Here is a 20,661-nt window from a genome sequence, read left to right as displayed (position 1 = left end):
AACAGCTCGCGTATAAGCGGCCCTGAGCCTTTCGGCCTTCTGACGGTCAACGCGCGAGCCGAGCCGAGCCGACCAACTTACATTGGCTCCGCTTGCTGTAGACGATCACATGGCGGATAGACTGCTTCGAATCGAGGACTGACGCCTCACCGAAGCTGCCGCAACACTGACACTCAGGCTTGTTTGGCCGATGCGGGCGCGAGCCCGGATGGCGGCGTCTGGTGCTGGGCAACCCGTTCGATGTAGCGCCGTGCCGCGTCCGGCGGCAGCGGGGGGCTGAACAGGAAGCCCTGGACCTGGGTGCAGCCCTCCTGGCGGACGAGGTCGAGCTGCTCGGCCGTCTCGACGCCCTCGGCCACGATGCCCATGCCCAGCCGCTCGCCGATGCCGACGACGGCCCGCACGATCGCCGCCGCGTCGGGATCGGCGATGTCGCGGATGAAGGCCCGGTCGATCTTGATCTTGTCGAAGGGAAAGCGGCGCAGGTAGCTCAGCGAGGAATAGCCCGTGCCGAAATCGTCGAGGGCGATCAGCACGCCGAGGGCGCGCAGGCGGTGCAGGCTGGCCATGACGACCTCCGCGTCCTGCATCAGCACGCTCTCGGTCACCTCCAGCTTAAGACGGGCCGCCGGCAGCCCCGCGTCCGCGAGGGCCGCCATCACGGTGGCCTCGAACCCCGCGCGCCGCAGCTGCACGACGGAGACGTTCACCGCCACGCGGATGTGCGCGGGCCAGGAGGCCGCCTCGCGGCAGGCCTCGTGCAGCGCCCAGGTGCCCAGCGGCACGATCAGGCCCGTCTCCTCGGCGACCGGGATGAACGCGCCCGGCGCCACATCGCCCTGCGCCGGATGGCGCCAGCGCAGCAGCGCCTCGAAGCTCACCACGGCGCCCGTCCCGGCATCGACCACGGGCTGGTAGACGAGATGGAACTCTTGGGCCCGGAGCGCCTCCTTCATGTCGAGGACGAGTTGCCCGCGCGTGGCGATGCGCGCGCCTGCATTCGGCTCGAACTCCCGATGGGTGTTGCGCCCCGCCGCCTTGGCCTCGTAGAGGGCGATGTCGGCGCGCTTGAACAACTCGTCCGGATCGCGGTCCCGCTCCGTCGCCACCGTCACCCCGATGCTGACCCCAACCTCGACGCTCTGCCCATCGAGGTCGATGGGCTCGCTCACCGCCGCGATCAGCCGGTCGGCGAGGTCGCCGGCGTCGCCGGCCGCGTCGAGATAGGTCAGCACGATGGCGAACTCGTCGCCGCCGAACCGCGCGAGGGTGTCGTACGGGCGCAGGACCGCCCGCATCCGCGCGGCGACGACGCGCAGGAGGGCGTCGCCGGCGGGATGGCCGAGGCTGTCGTTGACGGCCTTGAAGCGGTCGAGGTCGCACGCCAGCACCGCGAAACAGGTCCGGACCCGGCGCGCATGGGCAATGGCCTGTTCGAGACGGTCGCGGAACAGGGTGCGGTTGGGCAGGCCCGTGAGGGCATCGTGGAGGGCCATGTGCCGGACCTGCGCCTCGGCCTCGCGCCGCGCGGTCACGTCGCGCAGGGCCGCCACGTAGATCGCCCGGCCCGGGTCCGGCCCATCGCGCACCACGCGGATGGACGCCTCGATCCAGACGTAATGCCCCGCCTTGTGGCGATGGCGCAGGCAGGTGATGAACCGGCCCTCCGCCCCGGTCTTCACCTGCTTCCAGAGGTCGGTGAAGGCCTGCGCGTCGTCGGGATGGCAGAACTCGGCTGCCGACGTCGCGAGGAGTTCCTCCGGCTCGTAGCCGAGGACGCTGCGGACGGCCGGCGAGACGTAGTGGCGCCGCATCGCGAGATCGCCCAGCACGATGACGTCGTTGGCGTTCTCGGCCAGGAGCCGGTAGCGGGTCTCGCTGGCCCGCAGGGCGCCTTCCGCGCTTCGGCGCTGCGTGACGTCGGTGAAGGTCCGCACGACGCCGCCCCCGGGCGAGGGCCGTGCGCACACCTGAAGGACGGTCCCGTCCGGGCGCGTGCGCTCGTAGTCGAAGTTCTCCGTTGTCGGACAGCCTTTTTCCAGAAAGCCCCGCAGATCGTCGGGCAGATCGGCGAATTCTCCGTGCGCCGCCTGATAGGCGCGAACGGCCGCGAACGGCGCGCCGTCGTAGAGCAGGGTGTCGGGCACCCCCATCAGGGACGCGACGCGCCGGTTGGAGACCCGGACGCGATCGTCGGCGTCGGTCATGAGCAGGCCCTGGTCCATGCTCTCCAGGGTCGTCCGCAGCAGGCTGTCCGAGGCTGCGACCTGGTACCGTGCGCGGCCGGCTTCGATCTCGGCGGCGCGGCCGCGCAAGGTTGCCTCGACGAACAGGGCCAGATCCGTGAGGCGCTCCCGTTCGGCCTTGCCGAAGCCCGCACGGGGCAGCGTGTCGGCGATGCAGACGGTGGCCCCGTGAATGCCGCCGGCAAGCGCGATCCGCATGCCCGCGTAGAAGCGCAGGAACGGCGCACCCGTGACGAGGGGATTGGCGGCAAAGCGCCGGTCGCGATGCGTGTCGAGCACGACCAGGGGCTCGTAGGCCTCACCCAGCACCGTGTACGCGCAGAACGCGACGTCCCGGGGCGTCTGGGACACGTTCAGGCCATCCTGTCCGAGGAAGCGCTGATGGGTTTCGTCGAGGCGCGACACGAAGGCGTAGCGCACACCGAAGAGCGCGGCGGCCGTCCGGCAGACGGCGTCGAGCGGTGGGTCGGAGGCAGACTTCTCCGAGACAGCAAATGCATCAGGTACGATGCATGCAGGGGCGACCTCGATCATCGACGGCATGCCTGAAGTTTTCGGGTTTTAGAGAGCCTCAGGCACAATATTTTATCAAAGCTTAATTTGCGGATATTGCGCTACATCATATTTAGGATATTCGATGAAAACCGATCATTTGATCATGCGTCGTATCCACAATTCTATCTGCTTTTTGGAAGTGGGCAGACCGGCTCAATTGTCAGCATCGTCCCGCCATTGGGCTGTCACCACACCATGGTCCGGCGAGTTGCCGCGGAGCGTTGGTGGATTTTCGCGCAAAGCAATCGCAGATTGCAGGCTTGCCGAGCTTCGGCTGCGACGGCTACGTACGAGTTCGGCGAGGTTGGCTCGAACGCGGAACGTCCGCTTTCGGATGACGGCCCGAGTTCCGCTCACCACCCTAAGCGGACCGAGAGCCGTCGAACCGACGGATGATCATGCCGGCTGCGCCCCGGCCGCCGCGCGTAGAACCCCCTCCACCCACTGGTTCAGCGTTTTGCCGGACAGTTGCGCCGCGATGGACGCTCCGGCGTGCACGGCGGGGTCAACGCGGATCATGAGGTTGCCCGAGAACGGACGCTCGGGCGCCTTGCCCACCTTGGCACAGGTCTCGACATAATCATCGACTGCCTCCTCGAACGCGGCCTTGAGGTCGGGCACCGTCTCGGCGTGGAAGCCGACGACGTCGTTGATGCCAGCGATGTGGCCGACGAACGCCTCGTCCTCGGCGCTGAATTCGATCCGGGCCTGAAAGCCCTTGTACTTCATCGTGCTATTCATGGTGTCGTCTCCCGTGTGCCCCCCCGGACGGTCGTTCAGGGTGTCACCCCAATCGACCTCAGAAACTCTCGTGCATCCCGCACCTGATACGGCTTGGCCTCCTTGCGTGGATGCGGGCGGTGAAACATGGCGATCACCCCGCCTTTCTCGAACCGCACACGCGACCCCGCGCCCTCGATCACGTTGCAGCCGGCCGCGACCAACAGGCCCTCGACATCCTGCCACGCAATCGACGGCGACACCGGGTCGGTGAACACGACCGTCAGGGTACGGGTGTGCTTGCTGTTCATGCAAGCAATATGGGCCGACACGTGTCGACGTGCAATCACTTTATGATTGCACGAACCGGCAAATATCAGCCGGCGTGACTTCGCACGGCAGGCCCATCATTCCCGACTCGCCGCTCCATGCGTGGTCGAGAGTGCTCTACCGATCGTGTTCCGGCTCACGGGTACGGCCGGCTTGGCAGAGCCTTACGATCCGTGAGGGCGCCTCCGTGGGCGGCAGATCAAGCCCAGCCCCTCGTCGATCGCCCGGGTTTCGTTTGCCATCCATGCTGTCCAGGACTGCAATCAGGTGGTCGACGGTATCGAGGGCGTAGGCCAAGGCGCCTTCGACGCTGGATCGCGCCACAAGGGCCTCAGACGGAACGCGATGCCTCGGGGTGAAGGTGTGGATGGTAGCCATGGTCACCGCCGCCTCATGCCTGGATGCCGGGGCCCGTCGGATCGGTGAACGCCAGCGCGTGCAGCACATGCAGATTGGTGGCGCGCGCAGCCGCATCAATCCGCGCCTCGCAGTCCGCCGCGAGGGGATACAGGCGGGCATACTCCCCCACCGAGATCTCGCCCGACGTCAGGGCCGCCTCTAGACCATGACGGGTCCAGAGCGTGCCGTCCGCGAGCCTGAGACTTGAGTCGCAAGCGGCAGAGACCGCGCGCATGACGCGGTCCACCTCATCGCAGGCGACCCGGAACCGCGCCCGAGCATCCTCAGATCCGGGCGCCGGCAGCGCCGAGTCATCGTTATTCCGGACCACCCGTTGCGCACGGTCTTTGAGAACCGCCGCCCGTTCCCGCAGGGGTGGGGTGGTGTCGAGGCTCGGCAGAGGGCTGGCGGACGGCCTGCGCATGGGGGTTCTCCTATGGTTGGGCGGATCACGCCCGCAATCCGATGGGGTGGGTTAGACGAGGGTGGCGATACCGACCGCGAGCATCCCGCCCGCGACGACGAGGAGGGCCGCTAGGGCCTCGCCGATCTGCGGCAGGCGATTGCGGGGCCTGATGGCGGCGCGGCGAGCGCTGGGGGCACACCCGGCCGGCCGCATCCCCCCGTTAAGGAGAAGCGCCAGGTCCGCGACGCGCGTCTCGGCAAGGCGGTAGCCGGGTTGGTGGCCGGCCGAGAACTCTGCCTCCTCAGCGAGCCAACACCGCAGGTGCGACAAGAGGGCGAGCGCGCCGGCATGGGAGCCGCACGCGGTCGAGACCAGCGCCTCCGTCGCGGCGTCGTAATCGTCGTTGGCGACCATCGCTGCCGCGCCCTCGGGGGCGGACTGGTAGGCATCGAAGGCTGCGCGGTGGCGCATGATCGCCACGTGGACCGAGGCCGGCGCCACTTCCGGGGCCGCGTGCAAGGACAGTCCTAGGGTCACGGCCGTCTCGGACACGACCTGGTCGGCATGGGGCAGGAAGGTCATCGGTGTGATCCTCAATGCGCGGTGGCGAGACGGTCGGCCTTGGCGCCAGCCCAGACGGCGCACAGGGCGATCGACATGGCGGCGGCCCAGGTGCCGCCCTTGCGGGCGCGGTGGGCGCGGGCAACGGTCACCGCGGCGGTCATGACGGCCGCGCGGTCGAACCGGCCGTCGACGACGAGGGCGCGGTGGGTGCGCGGCGCGGCAACGGACAGGTCCGCGACGATCGCGGCGCGCGCGGCGCGGGTCGTGGCGGCGGTGTGGGCGGCCAAGCGGATGTCGGCGGCGATGGCGGCGCGGTCGAACCATGCGGCCAGCCGAGCGCCGTCCTCGGCCTCGAACGCCTCAACGGCGACGATGGTCTCGGCCCGCATGGCGACGAGAACCACCGGGCGGGCGGCGTAGCGGCGGCGGTCGGCGGCGGCGACCATGGCGAACTGGTAGGTGCGCGGCACGCCGCCGCCAGCCGGGCGGCCGGTCACCGATGCGAACTTGCCGTTGGTGGTGACGACGACACGGGGACGGTAGGCGGTGGCGGCCGGGGCGGGCTCGGCGGCCTTGGCGGCCTTGGCGGCGGCGCGGCGGGCGCGGGCCTCGTGCACGCGGATGCTGATGCCGGGGCGGCGGACGCCGGGGAACGCGGCGACCAGGGCATTCGACGGGACGATTGCGATGGCGGTCATTTGGCACTCCGGTTTGCATATACTGCACCGTGTGCTAATTACTTAGGACAGGGACTAGACCGGTGTCAACACCCTGTGTAGGTTTTTTGGTACGGGGTACAGTATGACGCCTGCGCAGTTACGAATGGCTCGTGCCGCGGTGCGCTTGGGGGTTCGGGAGATCGCCGAGCTTGCTGGGGTCGCGCCCTACACCATCAGCCGCTTTGAGACTGAGCAGGGCGGCTTACGCCTCGATACATCCGAGAAACTGAGGGTCGCCCTTGAGCGGCTTGGGGTGAAATTTACCAATGACCAACACCGCGCCTGCATCTGCTACGAACCACCACCTCCCACCGAGACCTAGCGTTTACGTAATTCAGGCTGAGGGTGGTCCGGTGAAGATCGGTGTTGCCGTGGATCCGGCGAAACGCCTGAGAGTCCTACGCACCGGAACGCCGTTCCCCCTCCGCCTCGCACACGTCGAGATGATAGATGCAAGCATTCATGCCATCGCCGTGGAGCGCGCTGCTCATACCTTACTGGCGGCAGCACACGCGCACGGCGAGTGGTTCCATGTTTCAGTGGAAGATGCGCTGACTGCAGTTCAAGCGGCAATCAGAGAGGTGCAAAGCCGCGAGCCGGCCCAAGTCAGAGGACCGCCCCCAACTTCAGATCAGATGCTGACCAAAGAGCAGTGCCGGGCCGGCCGGGCCATGTTGGATTGGAGCCGAAGCGACCTCGCAAAGGAGTGTGGCCTATCGGATCGGACCATCACAGATTTCGAGAGAGGCGCCCGTGAGCCCCACGACAACAACAAACGGGCGATGTGCGGCGCCTTCGAAGCGGCCGGCCTGGAGTTCATCCCCGAGAACGGAGGGGGAGCCGGTATTCGGTTTCGCGAGAGGAAGTCCCTGGAGGGGTAAAGCGCCCACATTGGCAGAGACGCGAGTGCTTCCCGAGCTCACCCAAACCACTACTGAGAGTTAGGGTGCGGAAGGCAGCTAACCGAAAGGGGCAAAAGAGGATTTATACTTCAGGAATCGTCCAATCGCCGTGGTGCACATCCAGGCATTTTGCTGATTTTCGGCCTTTGCCGCGTTGCGCGGATCGATAGTTCACGCAATGTTCCCCGTGTCACGCCGCCAACAAGCAGCACACACGGAGATACAAATGAGCGATCAGACGATCACTGCGATTCAAAGAATTTCGCCGGCCGATGCCGCGAAACGCCTTGGCGTCTCGACGAGCTACCTATCGAACATGCGGTGCTCCGAAGACGGGGATGGCCCCGTTTTCTACCAGATCGGCCGCAAGATCGAATACAGGATCGCTGATCTCGACGCTTGGCTCGCCGGGCGACGTCGGACCACGACTGCGCGCAAAATGGGCCCTCGGAAGCGCCGTGCGGCGAACGATGCTGGCTCCCGGCACGCGGCGGTTTGAGTGACCAAACACAGAGAAGCCCGACGATCATCGCGTGAGGGCGCGATGATCGTCGGGCTCGGTGTGAAGCCTTGCGTCCCAGCGGGCTACGGCATCGAGAATAGCACGACGGCCCCGGCCAGAGCGATAGCCCCCGCCCCCAACGGGAGGTCTGAACGATGATCGCTTCGCGCACTGTCGCCACCATCCACAAGAACAACTTGGAGGAGATCAGAGTCGGGCTCATCGAGCGTGGCGGCTTCGCCATGGTCGACATGAGGGTCTTCGCCGTGTCGCACCACGCGCACGACGAGCCGCGTCCGACCAAGAACGGCATCTGCATCCCTCACACGCAACTCACGCGCCTGATCGAGGCGCTGCAGATTGCCCAGAGAGAGGCGTCACGCTGATGGATCATCCCAATCAACCCGCCTCCCGCGAGAACGTGGTCCATTTGAACCGGCTCAATCCTCAGGGTGGCGCGAGCCAGCACCCCGCTCCCACGCCAGGCGCCCAAGCCGCAATTGATGTGGAGCAGGCCCTGCTCGGCGCGATCCTACAGAACCCGGAGGCCCTCGACCGCGCTCGCAGCCATGTGCAGCCCGAGGACTTCCTCGAGGACGTGCACCGCCATGTCTTCCGGGTGATGTGCGAGCGTCGGGATGCCGGACAAACCATCGACCTCGGGTTGATGAAGGCTGTCCTGGGCAAGGCGGACCTCGGCGGCCTCACCATCGGCGGGTACCTCGCTCGGCTGATGCGCGAGGCGACAACCGTGGTCGGCGCCCCAGGCTATGCCCGCTCCATCGCAGAGGCGGCGCAGACCCGGCGCGTTCTCGAAATCTCGCTCGGGGGCGTGGAGCGCGGCTCGGTCGACTACATCGCCAGTCCGTCGAGCTACGCAGCCGAGATGATCGAAGCCCTCGACGCAGTCGCGAGCGCTGGGCTGGTCGAGACGGCAAGGCGGTCAACGCTGGGCCACAGCGCGGCCCGTGCGATGGACAAGGTGGAGCGCTTGCGCCGTGGAGAGAACGAGCGGGGGACCCTCTATGGGATTCCCTCCCTTGATCGGGCCACGCTGGGCATGCGTGCGCCTCAGTTCATCGTCCTTGCCGGCCGGCCCGGCATGGGCAAGACGGCGACCGCCCTTCACATCGGGCTCTCGGCCGCACGGCGCTCCGGAGCGGTCGGCTTCTTCTCCCTGGAAATGGACGACGTGGAGCTTGCGGAACGCGTGCTCTCAGCGATGGCGTACGACAGTCGGCAGTCCGTCCAGATCAGCTATCGGGCCATCGCGCAGGCTCGGGACCTGTCCGATGACGATCTCAGGCGTCTGTACGAGGCACGGTACGAGGCTGCGAAGGTCCCCATTTGGATCGAACAGCAACCGAGCCTGACCCTCTCGCAGATCGCGGCGCGGGCCCGCCAGATGAAGGCGAAGGCTGAACGACAGGGGATCTCGCTCGCGGCCATCATCGTCGACCACATCGGCCTGGTGAAGCCTTCGACCCGGTATAGCGGGAACAGGGTGCAGGAGATGACGGAGATCTCGGCCGGACTGAAAGGGCTCGCCAAAGAGCTTGGCGTGCCGGTCGTCGGCCTCTGCCAACTCAATCGAAGCGTGGAACACCGCGAGGAGAAGCGCCCGCTCCTATCGGACCTGCGCGACAGCGGCTCCATCGAGCAAGACGCCGATGTGGTTCTCGGCCTGTACCGGGAAGCCTACTACCTCGAAAACAAGCCAGATCGCAGCGATGAGGAGGAAGATCGACTCGCCCGGCAACTCGACGTGCTGGAAATCGGCATCCTCAAGCAGCGATCGGGTCCCACGATCCGCATCGAGTGCTTCTGCGATATCGCCTGCAACATTCTAGCGGAGATGGCATCGTGAAGGGCGAATTCTACAAGATGGAGTACCGCGCCTGGGACATTGGGACGGTAGACCTGACCCTTGAGCAGCAAGGGGCCTACCTCCGGCTATGCCACGCGATGTACAACGTGCAGGGTCCGATCCCGGAGTCTACGCGCCTACTAAAAGGCATTTTAGGCTGCGGCAACGTCAAGGCGGTCGCCCTCGTCGCGCAACTGGTGAAGGCCGGCAAGATCCAGCGCACGGATGGTGGAATGCTCACGAACCGTCGAGTCGAGATTGAGCTCGCAGCGCGCGCGCGCCTGTCGGAAGTCAGGCGTGGGGCGGGCGGAGAAAACGGCCGGGCGCGCCGGGGTGCGGCTACCGAAAGGGGGGGTGACCAGCGAGTGACCCCCGAGTGCGGGTCGAGTGAACCCCGAGTGACCCCCGAGTGCGGGTCGAGTGAACCCCAAGTGATCCCGTCTAACTCATTGACAAATAACGATTCGATTGAAGCAATTGCTTCAACAGTGCATGCTAGAGGAGATAAGAGGAGAGAAGATACCCCTATAGTCCCCAAGGGGACGGACGAGGGATTTGAGCGATTTCGTGCCGCATACCCCAAGCGGAGCACCACATTCCCGACGACGCAGGCCCGGAAGCGCTATGCCGAGGTCATCAAGCGCGGCGCGTCACCCCGCGAGATCGAGGCTGGTGCGAGGGCGTACGCCGCCGAACAGACGCGTCTCGGTAATACCGGGGGCAAGTTCGTCCAAAATGCCGATGCCTGGCTGCATCAGAACCGCTGGCTCGATTATGTCGCCGCCCCAGTTGGCGACGTGCCTGAGGACACGACGCAGTTGCTCGCCATCACGGACAATGCTTGGCGCGAGCGGGTGGTCCGGTGGAAAAGAAACTGCGGACAGTGGCCCTGGAAGCGGTGTGAACCGCCCGATCATCCGCGGACGAACGTGCCGGCCCATATCCTTGGTGAGTTCGGGATCCGGCATACGGCGACGCCTCTGCCGGAAGAACGCAAGATCGCGGCTTAGAAGCTTACTCGGCGGCGCATGGCATCTGTCCGGTGCCGCCGGGTGGGCTGCGGGACCCGGGACCAGCTCCGCAGGCCTTACGGCTGATAATACAGCCAGAATACAGCGAGCCGGGTGGAGAGGCCCCGCTACAGCCGGCCCTCCCCTGAAGATGTCAACACGTCACCACGATGCATTGTCAGTTCGTCAGCGCGTTTTCGTGATCCGTCCCTTTCCCCTCTTGGCGAGGAGGTCGTTGATCGCCTCCATCATCACGTCCTGGGTGGTCATGTCGGCGTCGAGGCCGATGAGCTTAATCATTCGATAGACCTCGGGCTCGACCCATACCGTGATGCCCCGCGCACCCTCGCGAGAGGCTGGACGCTTGGTGCCGGACATGCCGCGCGTCGCGCGCTTGGCAGGAGGCTCGCTCGGGCCGGGCGCCGGCTCCGGCTCGATGGCCGCAGGCGGCTCGTCGCGGCGTCCAGTAGATACGCTGTCGGTGACGGCAGCGCGGAGGCTGAAGCGGGGGGTGGGGCTCATGCTGCCTCGATGTCGCTGGAGGGCGCGGGGATCTCGATGCCGATCTCGGCCGCAACCCACTTAAAGAGGTCTTGGACTTCGGTTGCCGCCCGACCGCCCGGTTCAATCTCGACGGCTGTCTTGCCGGGGATGAAGCCGCGGGAGAACGAGACGCGTTGGTAGATGGCGCGCGGATAGACCGGTATGCCGCGTTCCTGCAGGCCACCCCGCGCCTCCTCAAGGTCGAATTCGGTTGAGGTGTTGCAGGCGTTGAACACCACCCACGAGGGCTTGCGGGCGATCGTCGTCAGGTCGTGGGTCTGGCCGATCGCGTCGATGTCGAGGATTGAGGCGCGGCAGGGGATGAGCACTAGGTCGGCCGCCTTGCACGCCACGAGGGCCGGGCGGTCGGCGTGGGGCGCCGAATCGATGATGAGGAGGTCGAGCCCGCCGGCTGATGCCTGAGCCTGCAGGTGGTTGAGTTGCTCGGCCGAGGTCACGACCGCCTCGGGATGCTCCCTGCGGCGCTCGCTCCACTTCCACGCCGAGGACTGCGGGTCGAGGTCGGCGATGGCGACCTGAAGCCCAGCGCGATGCGCGGCCACTGCTAGATGAAGGGCCAGTGTCGTCTTACCGGCTCCTCCCTTCTGGGAGACGAGGGCGAGGGTTTTCATCGTGTTGGCTTCCTGACGGGCTGACGGGCTGACGGGCTGACGGGCTGACGGGCTGACGGGCTGACGGGCTGACGGGCTGACACAGCATCGCAGCAACACGTTTACAAGCCACCACCGCAATAAATTGACACTCAAACATGACAACGCGTTTCACTGTCAGCGTGTTGACACATCGGCAGGGCCATGCGGGACGTGTTCACAGCTTGGAAGCAAGGACAGCCGCTGGCGGTCGTGAGATCAGGACAGGTGGTGGTGAGGGCGAGCGAGATACCCGATCGACCCACGTCCCTCTATCATCGCTACGCTCTCAACGATGGACGAAAGCGACCGGATATCAGGATCGCGGGTACGGCCCTCGAAACAGGTCGCCGGAGGCTTTCCGTCGAAACAGCGTCCGCCACCGGCGACGCTGGTGCTCGGGGCGGTCGTGGTTCATGTGGCAGCGCTGACAGAACGCCATGAGGTTGCTGCCGGCGTTGTTGGTGGTGTCGTGATTGCGATGCGCGGTCGCCAGCACCACCCTGGTCGGACGCAGACGTCCGAGTTCCTCGAAGCTCGGCAGGGTCCGAACGGCGTGGCCGGCTCCATCACGCCATGAACCGGTGGTCGCGTCCCACCAGCGGCCATCGCCGAGGTGATAGATCGTTCGACCATGCGGTCGGCCACAGCCTTCGCAGGCGCCCCCGGCCCGACGAAAGCGGATCACGGCAGAAAGTTGCGGCCAGTCGATGGGGTAGAAGTAGCGATGCTCACGCCGGATCGGCATCGATCTCAAGCGTCCCGAGCTGCTGCCGCGACAGCCGCCTGACTGCGGGCCCGGGCCTGCGGGAAGTAGCTGTAGAAGGTGTCTCGGCTCACCCCGAGGCGCTTCGCGATGGCCGCGATCGAGATCGTACCCGACTGGAGTAGGGCCCGCCCCACTTCGATGTCGGCCTCCGTGAGCTTCTTCGGCCGGCCGCCCTTGCGTCCCCGAGCCAGCGCCGCCTTGAGCCCCTCCATCGTGCGCTCACGGTTGAGGTCGAGGAAGTACTCGGCCATGGCGCCGTGCATTTGCAGGGCGAAGCGGCCATGGGCGGTGTCGGAGTCGAATTGCTCTGTCAGGCTCCGGAAATGGATTTCCTTCGTGCGCAGGCTGTCGATGGTGCGCATCATCTCGACGAGGGAGCGGCCGAGCCGGTCGAGCTTCCACACGACGAGCACGTCGGTCGGGCGAAGGTAGGCGAGGGCTGCTTCGAACTCAGGGCGCTTGGTCCCGGCTTTGCCGGACTTCTTCTCCTCGAACAGGCGATCGCAGCCAGCCTTCGTCAGCGCGTCACGCTGAAGGTCGAGGTTCTGGTCGAGGGTGGAGACGCGGGCATATCCAACGAGCATGTCGGGATAGTGATTCAACCGCGTTTAATCCGCAATAGAAAACCAGTCATATTTTCCCGACATGAACTCGGCCGTTTTGATTGGTTCGGAGCCTGCCGTACGCCAGCGTCGGGAAAACGATCGTTTTTCGTTCAAACGATGTCGAACATTTTCTGGATTTCTCTTCACGCAAGATCGATCGGAACGCGCATTCAGGAGCAGGGTTACCGTGGGCTTATGCTGCATGTTGATGCGCTGGATACGGGTAGACATGTATCGCACATGACGATCATTGAGTTCATACGGGCGTTCGCGGACGACACCCCTGTCGCTGTCGTCATTACGGACACAGTCCTTGAATCACCGGGCCCCACGATCCTCTATGCCAATCCGGCATTTGGCGCGCTGACGGGGCGGGATTGCACAACGATCGTCGGACTTACGCCTCGCTTTATGCAAGGACGCGAAACACGTCGTGCAACACTGGACGCGTTCCATCAGGCTCTTGCAGCAAACAAGCCTTTCCATGGTTTCCTTTCGAACTATCGCCCTGATGGCACCCGGTACCGGGTCGAGATCGACTGCCGACCGCTTTTAAGCGCGAGCGGCAAAGTCGAGCACTTCATTGCTTTCGAGCGTGAGGTGGTGAGGCGCCTTGGGCGTCCCGCATTGAGCAGAGCGGGACGCTACGTCCCAGCGCACGTTAGTAACGCCTTATTAACGGACGCGCTGCGGTCAATGAACGTGTTTCACTCAAATGAAACTGATCAAATGACGTGAATTCTATAAATTTCAGAAAAAATTGTTATTTTATGTGATTTTTGAACTCCATCCTATTTTGCAATAAATTTTATATTAACTATTTTTTCTGTACGTTAACGCACCTAAAGCGAATGGAGTCTGCGTTAGACGGACCCTTGCCGAAGGCTTTCCTTCAACTTTGCTTTTGCAAGGATGCATCCCTCTGCGCAGCGAGACATACGTCTCTTAATCTGCTCATGGACCTGGTCCTGCTCGACCTGGAATTTGCCTCATGTCCCTTTCCGCCGCTGCCTCACCTCGTCTGACGCTTTCCCTCAAATCAACGCTGACTGCCTTGTTCTGTCTGCTTGCTTTCGTCGCAGCGGTCCAGGGTAGTCTTACAGTTTGGAAGCTTGGCGGCATCCGGGCTAGCATCACTGAAGTTGCTAAAAACTGGTTGCCGTCCGTTGTCGTCGTCAACCAGATCCGTGCCAAGGCAGCCGAGGTTCGCATCAAGCAGTATCGGCTGGTGACGACCTCAACCGACGCTCAAAAGCTTACCACCCACCGGCAACAGTACGAGGCTGCACTGGACAGCATGGCGCAGGTCCGTAAGCGCTACGAGCCGATGATCTCCTCGCCCGAGGAGCGTGCGCTCTACGAGCGGTTCTCCAAGCTCTGGGACGCCTACCAGCAGACCAGCCGGCACATGCTCGGCCAGATGGAGGCGGGTCGGCAGCAGGATGCCCTCGCTGAGCTCGCTCATCCCGAGACCCTGAAGCTCTACACCGATATGAGTGAGGCGCTCGCGCAGGATGTCGACCTCAACGAACAGGGAGCGCAGCTTGATGCGGATGCGAGCGTAAGCGATGCCGCTGCTGCAGCGTTTGCGTCCTACGTTGCCGTGGCCATCGCCGTCGTTGCGGCACTCTGCGCGATGATATTCAGCTCCTTGCGCATCGCGCGTCCGATTACTCGGATGACTGCGGCCATGGGCGTTCTGGCAGCCGGCGACGCACAGTCCGAAGTCCCCTATCGTGAGCGGCAGGACGAGATCGGCGCAATGGCCGCTGCCGTGCAGGTGTTCAAGGACAACCTCATCCGCACCCGCGCTCTGGAGGAGGAGACGGCGCTCGCCCGTGCTTCGGCCGAGGAGCAGCGGAAGATGGCGATGCGCGAGCTGGCCAATAGCTTCGAGAATGCGGTTGGAGGCATCATCGGCATGGTCTCCTCCTCGGCGACCGAGCTGCAGGCGACAGCCCAGACCATGACGGCAACGGCCACGCAGACCGCGAGCCAGTCCACGACTGTTGCCGCTGCTGCGGAGGAAGCGGCCTCCAACGTCGGCACGGTCGCTGCGGCCGCAGAGGAGCTGGGCTCGTCAGTACAGGAGATCGGCCGTCAGGTGGATGGATCGGCCAGCCTCGCACAGGTCGCGGTTGCTGAAGCCGCGCAGACAGCCGATCTCGTGCAGGATCTCAGCGAAGCCGTGATCAAGATCGGCGATGTCGTGACGATGATTTCCACCATTGCCGGCCAGACCAACCTCCTGGCGCTCAACGCCACCATCGAGGCGGCTCGGGCTGGTGAAGCAGGACGCGGTTTTGCTGTGGTTGCGGCCGAGGTGAAAGAGCTTGCCAACCAGACGGCCCGAGCCACTCAAGAAATCTCGGGCCAAATCGGACGTATCCAGGGTTCGACGGATCAGGCCGTGCAAGCGATCAGCAACATCACAAGCCGCATCCAGGAAATTAGCGGCGTGTCCGCTTCCATCGCGGCGGCGGTCGAGGAGCAGGGGGCGGCGACGCAGGAGATCGTGCGGAACGTGTCCCAGGCAGCAATGGGCACGGGCGAAGTGACCTCCAACATCTCCGGAGTGGCACAGGCGGCCGAGGAGACGGGTGCTGCGGCAACCCAGGTGCTCGGGGCAGCCTCCGAACTCTCACGTCAGTCCGAGTATCTCTCCGCCGAGGTTGGCCGTTTCCTCGCAACGGTTCGAGCGGCATAAATGTCTGAGGCAGGGGTCCATATCCTCAACCACGAGACGAGCCCGCTCGACACGCGTCGGCTCGTTCAGACTCTCACCAGAGCTTTGTTGGACGGCCAGGATCTCGGCCCACGTGGCCACCACATCCGTGCCGTCGGGCTGAACTTGGCGCAGTTGAGCCGGGAGATGCAACGCGCGGCAGAAGCCTTCCCGTTTGATCCGGACATGCGTGTAGAACTCGATCGCTTCGCCCAAGCCATCGGACAGCTTGCTGCCGTCGCGAGCACCTACCGATCCTGAGACATGAGCAGTTGGACCTCATCAGCCGACAGCACGCAGCGTCATCCGACAACCCACACTAGGCCTCTGCCTATCGAAGGCCTGGAGGAGCTGAGCCATGGACGCACTTCTCGTTGACGACAGCCCGACCATGCTGCTGCGGCTGCGTAAGATCCTTGAACAGGAGCATGGGGTGAATGTCACCACGCTGACCAGCCCGGGCAGCGCGCTCGTCGAGGCGCAGATGCGAGCCTTCGACCTCATCCTGGTCGACCACCACATGCCGGACATGGATGGCACCACCTTCGTCCAGCGCATGCGCGACATTCCGCACTACGCGCAGGTGCCGATCGTCATGATTACCAGTGACGTATGCGACGCCGTCAGGCTGGCCGCTCTCGAAGCCGGTGCATCGGACTTCCTCGATAAACGGACGAAGGGCATCGAGCTGAGCGTCCGCTTGCGCAACCAGATCAAGCTCGCCGCCGCCGTGCGTCGACTTGACGATCAGGCGGCCTGGTTGGCGGGTGAGGTCGAGACGGCGGTACGCCATCTGCGTGAACGCGAGGAGGAAATCATCTTCCGCCTCGCACTCGCCGTGGAGTACCGGGACAACGACACCGGTGATCACACCTGGCGGGTGGCACGTTACAGCCAGATCATTGCCGAGGCTCTCGGTCTCCCTCCGGAGATGTGCCGCCGCCTCTACCTCGCGGCGCCCCTGCACGACGTCGGCAAAGTCGCCGTGCCGGATGGCATCCTGCTCAAGAAGGGATCCTTGACGGCGGAAGAGTTCGCGGTGGTGCGCACGCATACCGAGGTCGGCCGGCGTATCCTGGGGGACAGTGCCTCGGAGTTGATCCAACTCGCAGCTGAGATTGCGGACGCCCACCACGAGAAGTGGGATGGCAGCGGCTATCCCAGTGGCCTTGCGGGTGCAGATATTCCGCTCTCAGCCCGGATCGTCGCTGTGGCCGACGTGTTCGACGCACTCACGACCGTTCGCCCCTACAAGGAGGCAATGACGCGGGAGGAGGCCTTGCGCTGTCTTCAGTCGGAGAGCGCGCAACATTTCGATCCGAATTGCATTGCAGCCTTTGTCGCGCGCTGGACCGATATCGTTGCCGTCAGCACCATTGCGGTGGCAAGGCGTGAGACCGTCTTCGGGCGCACAACGGAGCCCTGGGCGCGTGTACCAGAGCTCCTGCGGGAAGTGCACGACGAATGCAGAATTTTGCAATCTGTATATTGAGCAATCACCGATACCAAGATCGCCATAGCCTGAGTTATCTTCGTTAGCGCAACCAAAGCTTGTTGGGAATTCGATTGGATACCCGACATATCATCTAAGTTGCTATCGAATCCTTGCCGACCCTCGGAAGGTCCGCTTAAGGCTTGGCATGCCGAGCGCAAGGCCGACGCACGGAAGGCGCGTTCGCCGATCGACCGTTGAGCTTTCGACGTAAGCGTCGTTCTCAGGCCACGACCTTGAGGTGCTGCGGGGCGTAGGCCCAGGGCAGCAGGTCGTCGAGGCCGCTTTGCGGGTGGCCGGTGACGACGCGGGCGATGACCTCGGTCAGGTAGGCCTGCGGCTCGACCCCGTTCAGCTTGCATGTCTCGACCAGCGAAGCGACGACTGCCCAATGCCCGGCTCCGCCGTCCGAGCCGGCAAACAGCGTGTTCTTGCGCGTCAGGGCCAGCGACCGGATCACCCGCTCGACCGTGTTGTTGTCAATCTCGACACGACCGTCATCGAGGAAGCGGGACAGGCCGGCCCAGCGACTGAGCGCGTAGCGGATCGCCTCAGCAAGCTTGCTCTTCTGGCTGATCAGCCCGAGCTTGGCGGTGAGCCACGGCTCCAGCGCCACCACGACCGGCTGGCTACGGTCCTGATGCACGACCCGCCGCGCGTCGTGTGAACGCCCGCGGATCTCGCCCTTGATCCGGTAGAGTTCAGCGATACCGTCGAAGTAGACGAGCTTGACCCGGTCGGCGCGTCGCGCGCGGAAGACATAGACCGCCTCGCTGAACGGATCGGCGCCCAGGCTCTCGCGCACCAGCGCCGCCAAGCCCTCTGCGCCCTTGCGGAAGTCCACCGGCTTCGTCGCCACCATGACGCGCATCGCGCCCGTCGGCCCGATCATGCGCCGCCCTTCAGCGCGCCGATCACCGCCGCGATGGTGGCGGGCGAGGCGCCGTCGCCGATCCGTACGGTGACGCCGCCCGCCTCCACCTCGATTCCCACCGCGCGGCGGCGCGATGAGGATCGTTTGGTGCGCTGACGCTGTGGTTCCGCACAGGCGGGCACCATCTCCACGGGCTCGGGTGCGACCACTGCCGGCACGAAGGCCGGCAGCGCGGCGGCTGCCTGGCGTGCCTCGCGTCGCCACGTGAACAGCTGCTGCGGGGTCAGCCCGTGGCGGCGGGCCACCGCCGACACCACCGCGCCTGGCACGAACGTCTCCTCCAGGATCCGCGCTCGGTCGTCAGGGCTCCAGCGCCTGCGGCCGGCCGCGCCGTCGATCACCTCAAAGCGCCGGACGGTCCCCTCCGGCTCAAGTCTACGGTCAAGTCCAGACACAAAACGATCCTTTCAAGCGGATCGTCAAACTGACCGGTCAGGTCGTCTCATAGAAGATGGGGTCGGAACACCTCTTACCTTTCGACGATTAGGTACCAAGGATGACCGAGGATGAGGCCGTAGCCTTCGACATCGTCAAGCCCGGCTTCGATAACCTGATGACCGTGATTCGGCGCGCGGACGGCGCCAGAGTGACCTTTGCTTTTCAGCCCGGCGACGACATTGAACGCGTATGTGACATTGAGCTCGCGGGATGGTTTGATGATGACCTAGACCGGAGCGCCGCTACCCGATGATTGACGAGCCCATGACCATTCCGAGTGTGGATCGGGTCGAAGTCTATGATGCCCGGTTGCCTACATCGGCAGACCCGGCACCGGGCGATGGGACAACGGTGCTGGTCTTCTCGTGCCGGGTCGGACCGTTCGAGATACAGGGCGTGCGCCTCATCTTTATGCCTGGGTCCGGCATGAGGGTATTCATGCCCCGGTGCAGTCAGACCGGATCGCGCATCACCCTGACGGACCCCGACGTTCGGCGCGCCCTCAAGGTGGCGGCTAAGCGTGCCTGCGCCGAGTTGCAGGTTGATAAGGAGCGATCCTATGGCTGACCGTATCGACGCGATCGTGGTGTTTCTTACGCTGGCCCCTTGGTCCCCGCCGCCCCCGAATACACCGCCCGCCGAGATATTTGATATTCTCTACGATCACACCGCCGAGCATTTCCCGAACCTAACCAAGCATGAGTTTGCCGAGGCGTTGAAGCTGGTGATGGAAGAGGGCTTCGGCATGGGCCAATCAAAGCACTGACCCAACGGCATATTACGACGAGGCCTAGGTCACCGCACCGCACGACAAGCCTCGTCATAAAACTCAAACTATTTTAGAAATTCGCCATCAAAAAAATCAATTATTACTCTAGTAAGTTCATTTTTATTATAAGCTATTTGTTTGTGGATTTGTCCTACCCCCATTCGGTGGCCCAAGTTCGAAGTTAGAGCATCGTCCATGAAATCGGACTCGTGGGTTGCGCTCTGCGGGCCTGGGTGATTCCCTCCTGGGCGGAGGTGTATCATGGGGGCGTGCTACTCCTTGGACCTGCGCGAGCGGATGGCCCGGTTCGTCGAGGCCGGGGGATCGCGACGGGCGGCCGCACGGCAGTTTGCGGTGAGCGCCAGTTGCGCGATCAAGCTTCTACGGCGCCACGCTCGGACCGGGTCTGCGGCGCCGGCGCGGCAGGGTCGACCAACGGGCAGCGGCAAGCTGGTGCCCGTGGCAGGGTTCCTCATCGCGACGGTCGAGGCGAGCCCGGATATCACGATGCCGGAACTGGCCGAGCGGCTTCTGGTCGCCCACGCCGTCAGCGCCACGCCCGCGATGCTGTCGCGGTTCCTCTGCCGACAGGGCTTCACATATAAAAAAGCCCTGATGGCGGCCGAGCAAGAACGCGCCGACGTGCGTGAGGACCGCCGGGTCTGGAAGGCGCAGCGTCAGCCGCTGATGCGGGTGGCCTGTCACCGCCTCGTCTTCCTCGACGAGACCAGCGTCACCACCAAGATGACCCGCCTGCGCGGTCGCAGCCGCAAGGGAACCCGACTGCCCGCCACGGCGCCCTTCGGCCACTGGGGCACGCAGACCTTCATCGCCGGCCTGCGCTGCCATGGCCTGACCGCACCCTGGGTCGTCGACAAGGCCATGAACCGGGCCGCGTTCGATCTCTACATCGAGACCCAACTCGCCCCGACCCTGAACAAGGGCGACGTCGTCATCCTCGACAATCTCGCCGTCCACAAAAGCCCAAGGGCCGCCGCCTGCCTCAAGGAGCGGGGCGCCTGGTTCCTGTTCCTGCCGCCCTACTCCCCCGACCTCAACCCGATCGAGGAAGCCTTCGCCAAGCTCAAGGCACACCTCAGAAAGGCCAAGGCGCGCACCTTCGACGCCCTCTGGCGCGCCATCGGAGACATCTGCGACCTGTTCGATCCTCAAGAGTGCTGGAACTATCTCAAAGCCAAAAACTATGCGTCCGATTAAATGGACGATGCTCTAGGCTGGTTGCACGCCTCTTCATGTTGGGGCGATCTGATGACAAGAAGACGGCGGGGCGAAAGTCCCGTCGTTCTGCGTTCAGGTCACCTCACCCAACAGGACGGTTCGAACGACATCAGTTGCTCGGTCCGGTTCCTCGTTCGGTACTGCGCGGCGCATAGAGGGGGCGGCCTTCGGCTTTGTTCGCCATGATGCGCTGACGCAGTTCAACGGCGCGCTGAGCGATGGCCTGGGCGTCGCAGCGGCGGCAGGGACCGCCGCGGCCCGCGGCATGGCAGTTGGT

At 64.5% G+C, this 20,661-nt stretch carries 24 protein-coding genes and 2 pseudogenes; 13 read left to right on the top strand and 13 right to left on the bottom strand.

Translation table 11 applies throughout. From position 1 onward, the window contains the following. Positions 1-173 precede the first annotated feature (173 nt). The 6 genes from MKK49_RS02620 to MKK49_RS02595 form a co-directional block, all read right to left on the bottom strand. The gene (locus MKK49_RS02620) at positions 174-2,789 is read right to left on the bottom strand and encodes an EAL domain-containing protein (protein WP_244026505.1); all 2,616 of its coding nucleotides are present in this window, start codon (positions 2,787-2,789) and stop codon (positions 174-176) included. A 408-nt stretch (positions 2,790-3,197) separates the two neighbouring features. Beyond that, positions 3,198-3,542, bottom strand: a complete 345-nt coding sequence (locus MKK49_RS02615) for a type II toxin-antitoxin system HicB family antitoxin (protein WP_244026504.1) — start codon at positions 3,540-3,542, stop codon at positions 3,198-3,200. A gap of 35 nt (positions 3,543-3,577) precedes the next feature. Further along, positions 3,578-3,832 carry a type II toxin-antitoxin system HicA family toxin gene (locus tag MKK49_RS02610; RefSeq protein ID WP_244026503.1) on the bottom strand — a complete coding sequence of 85 codons (255 nt, stop codon included), beginning with the start codon at positions 3,830-3,832 and terminating at the stop codon, positions 3,578-3,580. 410 nt (positions 3,833-4,242) lie between these two features. Then, positions 4,243-4,674, bottom strand: a complete 432-nt coding sequence (locus MKK49_RS02605; protein ID WP_244026502.1) for a hypothetical protein — start codon at positions 4,672-4,674, stop codon at positions 4,243-4,245. 51 nt (positions 4,675-4,725) lie between these two features. Beyond that, positions 4,726-5,238, bottom strand: coding sequence for a hypothetical protein (locus MKK49_RS02600; RefSeq protein WP_244026501.1), 513 nt, complete (start codon positions 5,236-5,238; stop codon positions 4,726-4,728). Between the two features lie 11 nt (positions 5,239-5,249). Next, positions 5,250-5,918: a hypothetical protein gene (locus tag MKK49_RS02595; protein ID WP_244026500.1), complete on the bottom strand. Its 669-nt coding sequence runs from the start codon at positions 5,916-5,918 to the stop codon at positions 5,250-5,252. A gap of 287 nt (positions 5,919-6,205) precedes the next feature. Between MKK49_RS02595 and MKK49_RS02590 the strand changes: the two genes are divergently transcribed. The 5 genes from MKK49_RS02590 to MKK49_RS02570 all read left to right on the top strand — a co-directional run bounded on the left by MKK49_RS02590 (position 6,206) and on the right by MKK49_RS02570 (position 10,220). Beyond that, positions 6,206-6,820 carry a GIY-YIG nuclease family protein gene (locus MKK49_RS02590; protein ID WP_244026499.1) on the top strand — a complete coding sequence of 205 codons (615 nt, stop codon included), beginning with the start codon at positions 6,206-6,208 and terminating at the stop codon, positions 6,818-6,820. 247 nt (positions 6,821-7,067) lie between these two features. Beyond that, the gene (locus MKK49_RS02585) at positions 7,068-7,340 is read left to right on the top strand and encodes a helix-turn-helix domain-containing protein (RefSeq protein WP_244026498.1); all 273 of its coding nucleotides are present in this window, start codon (positions 7,068-7,070) and stop codon (positions 7,338-7,340) included. Between the two features lie 158 nt (positions 7,341-7,498). Continuing rightward, positions 7,499-7,729, top strand: coding sequence for a PC4/YdbC family ssDNA-binding protein (locus MKK49_RS02580; protein WP_244026497.1), 231 nt, complete (start codon positions 7,499-7,501; stop codon positions 7,727-7,729). After that, a complete protein-coding gene (locus MKK49_RS02575) occupies positions 7,729-9,210 on the top strand; it encodes a replicative DNA helicase (RefSeq protein ID WP_244026496.1) in 1,482 nt (493 codons plus the stop codon). Before MKK49_RS02580 ends, MKK49_RS02575 begins: the two co-directional genes overlap by 1 nt. Beyond that, positions 9,207-10,220 (top strand): DUF1376 domain-containing protein, encoded by a 1,014-nt coding sequence (locus tag MKK49_RS02570; RefSeq protein ID WP_244026495.1) that lies wholly within the window; start codon positions 9,207-9,209, stop codon positions 10,218-10,220. The genes MKK49_RS02575 and MKK49_RS02570 overlap by 4 nt, the downstream gene beginning before the upstream one ends. A gap of 186 nt (positions 10,221-10,406) precedes the next feature. Here the strand turns inward: MKK49_RS02570 and MKK49_RS02565 are convergent, their stop codons facing one another. The 4 genes from MKK49_RS02565 to MKK49_RS02550 all read right to left on the bottom strand — a co-directional run bounded on the left by MKK49_RS02565 (position 10,407) and on the right by MKK49_RS02550 (position 12,766). Beyond that, on the bottom strand, positions 10,407-10,742 hold the full coding sequence (locus MKK49_RS02565; RefSeq protein WP_244026494.1) for a ribbon-helix-helix domain-containing protein: 336 nt from the start codon (positions 10,740-10,742) through the stop codon (positions 10,407-10,409). Further along, complete coding sequence (locus MKK49_RS02560; RefSeq protein WP_244026493.1) at positions 10,739-11,395, bottom strand: ParA family protein; 657 nt, start codon at positions 11,393-11,395, stop codon at positions 10,739-10,741. Before MKK49_RS02560 ends, MKK49_RS02565 begins: the two co-directional genes overlap by 4 nt. 334 nt (positions 11,396-11,729) lie before the next feature. Further along, a complete protein-coding gene (locus MKK49_RS02555) occupies positions 11,730-12,161 on the bottom strand; it encodes a hypothetical protein (RefSeq protein WP_244026492.1) in 432 nt (143 codons plus the stop codon). A gap of 5 nt (positions 12,162-12,166) precedes the next feature. Next, positions 12,167-12,766, bottom strand: a complete 600-nt coding sequence (locus tag MKK49_RS02550) for a recombinase family protein (protein ID WP_244026491.1) — start codon at positions 12,764-12,766, stop codon at positions 12,167-12,169. A 138-nt stretch (positions 12,767-12,904) separates the two neighbouring features. On the opposite strand from MKK49_RS02550, the gene MKK49_RS02545 reads away from it, so the two are divergent. The 4 genes from MKK49_RS02545 to MKK49_RS02530 all read left to right on the top strand — a co-directional run bounded on the left by MKK49_RS02545 (position 12,905) and on the right by MKK49_RS02530 (position 17,004). After that, entirely contained in the window at positions 12,905-13,525 is a 621-nt protein-coding gene (locus MKK49_RS02545) for a PAS domain-containing protein (RefSeq protein WP_244026490.1), read from the top strand. Positions 13,526-13,808: 283 nt separating this feature from the next. Then, entirely contained in the window at positions 13,809-15,494 is a 1,686-nt protein-coding gene (locus MKK49_RS02540) for a methyl-accepting chemotaxis protein (RefSeq protein ID WP_244026531.1), read from the top strand. Positions 15,495-15,581: 87 nt separating this feature from the next. Beyond that, positions 15,582-15,773 carry a hypothetical protein gene (locus tag MKK49_RS02535; protein WP_244026489.1) on the top strand — a complete coding sequence of 64 codons (192 nt, stop codon included), beginning with the start codon at positions 15,582-15,584 and terminating at the stop codon, positions 15,771-15,773. 97 nt (positions 15,774-15,870) lie between these two features. Beyond that, a complete protein-coding gene (locus MKK49_RS02530) occupies positions 15,871-17,004 on the top strand; it encodes an HD domain-containing phosphohydrolase (RefSeq protein WP_244026488.1) in 1,134 nt (377 codons plus the stop codon). 223 nt (positions 17,005-17,227) lie between these two features. On the opposite strand, the pseudogene MKK49_RS02525 reads toward MKK49_RS02530, so the two are convergent. The 3 genes and pseudogenes from MKK49_RS02525 to tnpA all read right to left on the bottom strand — a co-directional run. Then, positions 17,228-17,713, bottom strand: a pseudogene (locus tag MKK49_RS02525) (transposase); the annotation flags it as partial. A 60-nt stretch (positions 17,714-17,773) separates the two neighbouring features. Then, positions 17,774-17,866 (bottom strand): annotated as a pseudogene (gene tnpB / locus MKK49_RS02520) (IS66 family insertion sequence element accessory protein TnpB); the annotation flags it as partial. A gap of 26 nt (positions 17,867-17,892) precedes the next feature. Continuing rightward, a complete protein-coding gene (gene tnpA, locus MKK49_RS02515) occupies positions 17,893-18,279 on the bottom strand; it encodes an IS66-like element accessory protein TnpA (RefSeq protein WP_244026487.1) in 387 nt (128 codons plus the stop codon). A gap of 155 nt (positions 18,280-18,434) precedes the next feature. Here tnpA and MKK49_RS02510 point away from each other — a divergent pair, with 155 nt between their 5' ends. From MKK49_RS02510 to MKK49_RS02495, 4 genes are all read left to right on the top strand, one after another. Next, positions 18,435-18,629: a hypothetical protein gene (locus tag MKK49_RS02510; protein ID WP_244026486.1), complete on the top strand. Its 195-nt coding sequence runs from the start codon at positions 18,435-18,437 to the stop codon at positions 18,627-18,629. Then, positions 18,626-18,943 carry a hypothetical protein gene (locus MKK49_RS02505; RefSeq protein WP_244026485.1) on the top strand — a complete coding sequence of 106 codons (318 nt, stop codon included), beginning with the start codon at positions 18,626-18,628 and terminating at the stop codon, positions 18,941-18,943. Before MKK49_RS02510 ends, MKK49_RS02505 begins: the two co-directional genes overlap by 4 nt. Further along, complete coding sequence (locus tag MKK49_RS02500) at positions 18,936-19,142, top strand: hypothetical protein (protein WP_244026484.1); 207 nt, start codon at positions 18,936-18,938, stop codon at positions 19,140-19,142. The genes MKK49_RS02505 and MKK49_RS02500 overlap by 8 nt, the downstream gene beginning before the upstream one ends. Before the next feature lie 264 nt (positions 19,143-19,406). After that, positions 19,407-20,363, top strand: a complete 957-nt coding sequence (locus MKK49_RS02495; RefSeq protein ID WP_244026483.1) for an IS630 family transposase — start codon at positions 19,407-19,409, stop codon at positions 20,361-20,363. The last annotated feature ends 298 nt before the right edge of the window (positions 20,364-20,661 follow it).

This window comes from Methylobacterium sp. J-090 (assembly GCF_022829345.1).
Taxonomy (GTDB): Bacteria; Pseudomonadota; Alphaproteobacteria; order Rhizobiales; family Beijerinckiaceae; genus Methylobacterium.
The sequence above is the reverse complement of the archived record's forward strand: the minus strand, read 5'-3'. Positions and strand labels throughout refer to the sequence as shown.

Excerpts from the sequence above, each read along its gene's own strand:
- MKK49_RS02620 (WP_244026505.1), bottom strand. The coding sequence starts at position 2,789 with ATGCCGTCGATGATCGAGGTCGCCCCTGCATGCATCGTACCTGATGCA.
- MKK49_RS02615 (WP_244026504.1), bottom strand. The coding sequence starts at position 3,542 with ATGAATAGCACGATGAAGTACAAGGGCTTTCAGGCCCGGATCGAATTC.
- MKK49_RS02610 (WP_244026503.1), bottom strand. The coding sequence starts at position 3,832 with ATGAACAGCAAGCACACCCGTACCCTGACGGTCGTGTTCACCGACCCG.
- MKK49_RS02605 (WP_244026502.1), bottom strand. The coding sequence starts at position 4,674 with ATGCGCAGGCCGTCCGCCAGCCCTCTGCCGAGCCTCGACACCACCCCA.
- MKK49_RS02600 (WP_244026501.1), bottom strand. The coding sequence starts at position 5,238 with ATGACCTTCCTGCCCCATGCCGACCAGGTCGTGTCCGAGACGGCCGTG.
- MKK49_RS02595 (WP_244026500.1), bottom strand. The coding sequence starts at position 5,918 with ATGACCGCCATCGCAATCGTCCCGTCGAATGCCCTGGTCGCCGCGTTC.
- MKK49_RS02590 (WP_244026499.1), top strand. The coding sequence starts at position 6,206 with ATGACCAACACCGCGCCTGCATCTGCTACGAACCACCACCTCCCACCG.
- MKK49_RS02585 (WP_244026498.1), top strand. The coding sequence starts at position 7,068 with ATGAGCGATCAGACGATCACTGCGATTCAAAGAATTTCGCCGGCCGAT.
- MKK49_RS02580 (WP_244026497.1), top strand. The coding sequence starts at position 7,499 with ATGATCGCTTCGCGCACTGTCGCCACCATCCACAAGAACAACTTGGAG.
- MKK49_RS02575 (WP_244026496.1), top strand. The coding sequence starts at position 7,729 with ATGGATCATCCCAATCAACCCGCCTCCCGCGAGAACGTGGTCCATTTG.
- MKK49_RS02565 (WP_244026494.1), bottom strand. The coding sequence starts at position 10,742 with ATGAGCCCCACCCCCCGCTTCAGCCTCCGCGCTGCCGTCACCGACAGC.
- MKK49_RS02560 (WP_244026493.1), bottom strand. The coding sequence starts at position 11,395 with ATGAAAACCCTCGCCCTCGTCTCCCAGAAGGGAGGAGCCGGTAAGACG.
- MKK49_RS02555 (WP_244026492.1), bottom strand. The coding sequence starts at position 12,161 with ATGCCGATCCGGCGTGAGCATCGCTACTTCTACCCCATCGACTGGCCG.
- MKK49_RS02550 (WP_244026491.1), bottom strand. The coding sequence starts at position 12,766 with ATGCTCGTTGGATATGCCCGCGTCTCCACCCTCGACCAGAACCTCGAC.
- MKK49_RS02545 (WP_244026490.1), top strand. The coding sequence starts at position 12,905 with ATGTCGAACATTTTCTGGATTTCTCTTCACGCAAGATCGATCGGAACG.
- MKK49_RS02530 (WP_244026488.1), top strand. The coding sequence starts at position 15,871 with ATGGACGCACTTCTCGTTGACGACAGCCCGACCATGCTGCTGCGGCTG.
- MKK49_RS02510 (WP_244026486.1), top strand. The coding sequence starts at position 18,435 with ATGACCGAGGATGAGGCCGTAGCCTTCGACATCGTCAAGCCCGGCTTC.
- MKK49_RS02505 (WP_244026485.1), top strand. The coding sequence starts at position 18,626 with ATGATTGACGAGCCCATGACCATTCCGAGTGTGGATCGGGTCGAAGTC.
- MKK49_RS02500 (WP_244026484.1), top strand. The coding sequence starts at position 18,936 with ATGGCTGACCGTATCGACGCGATCGTGGTGTTTCTTACGCTGGCCCCT.
- MKK49_RS02495 (WP_244026483.1), top strand. The coding sequence starts at position 19,407 with ATGGGGGCGTGCTACTCCTTGGACCTGCGCGAGCGGATGGCCCGGTTC.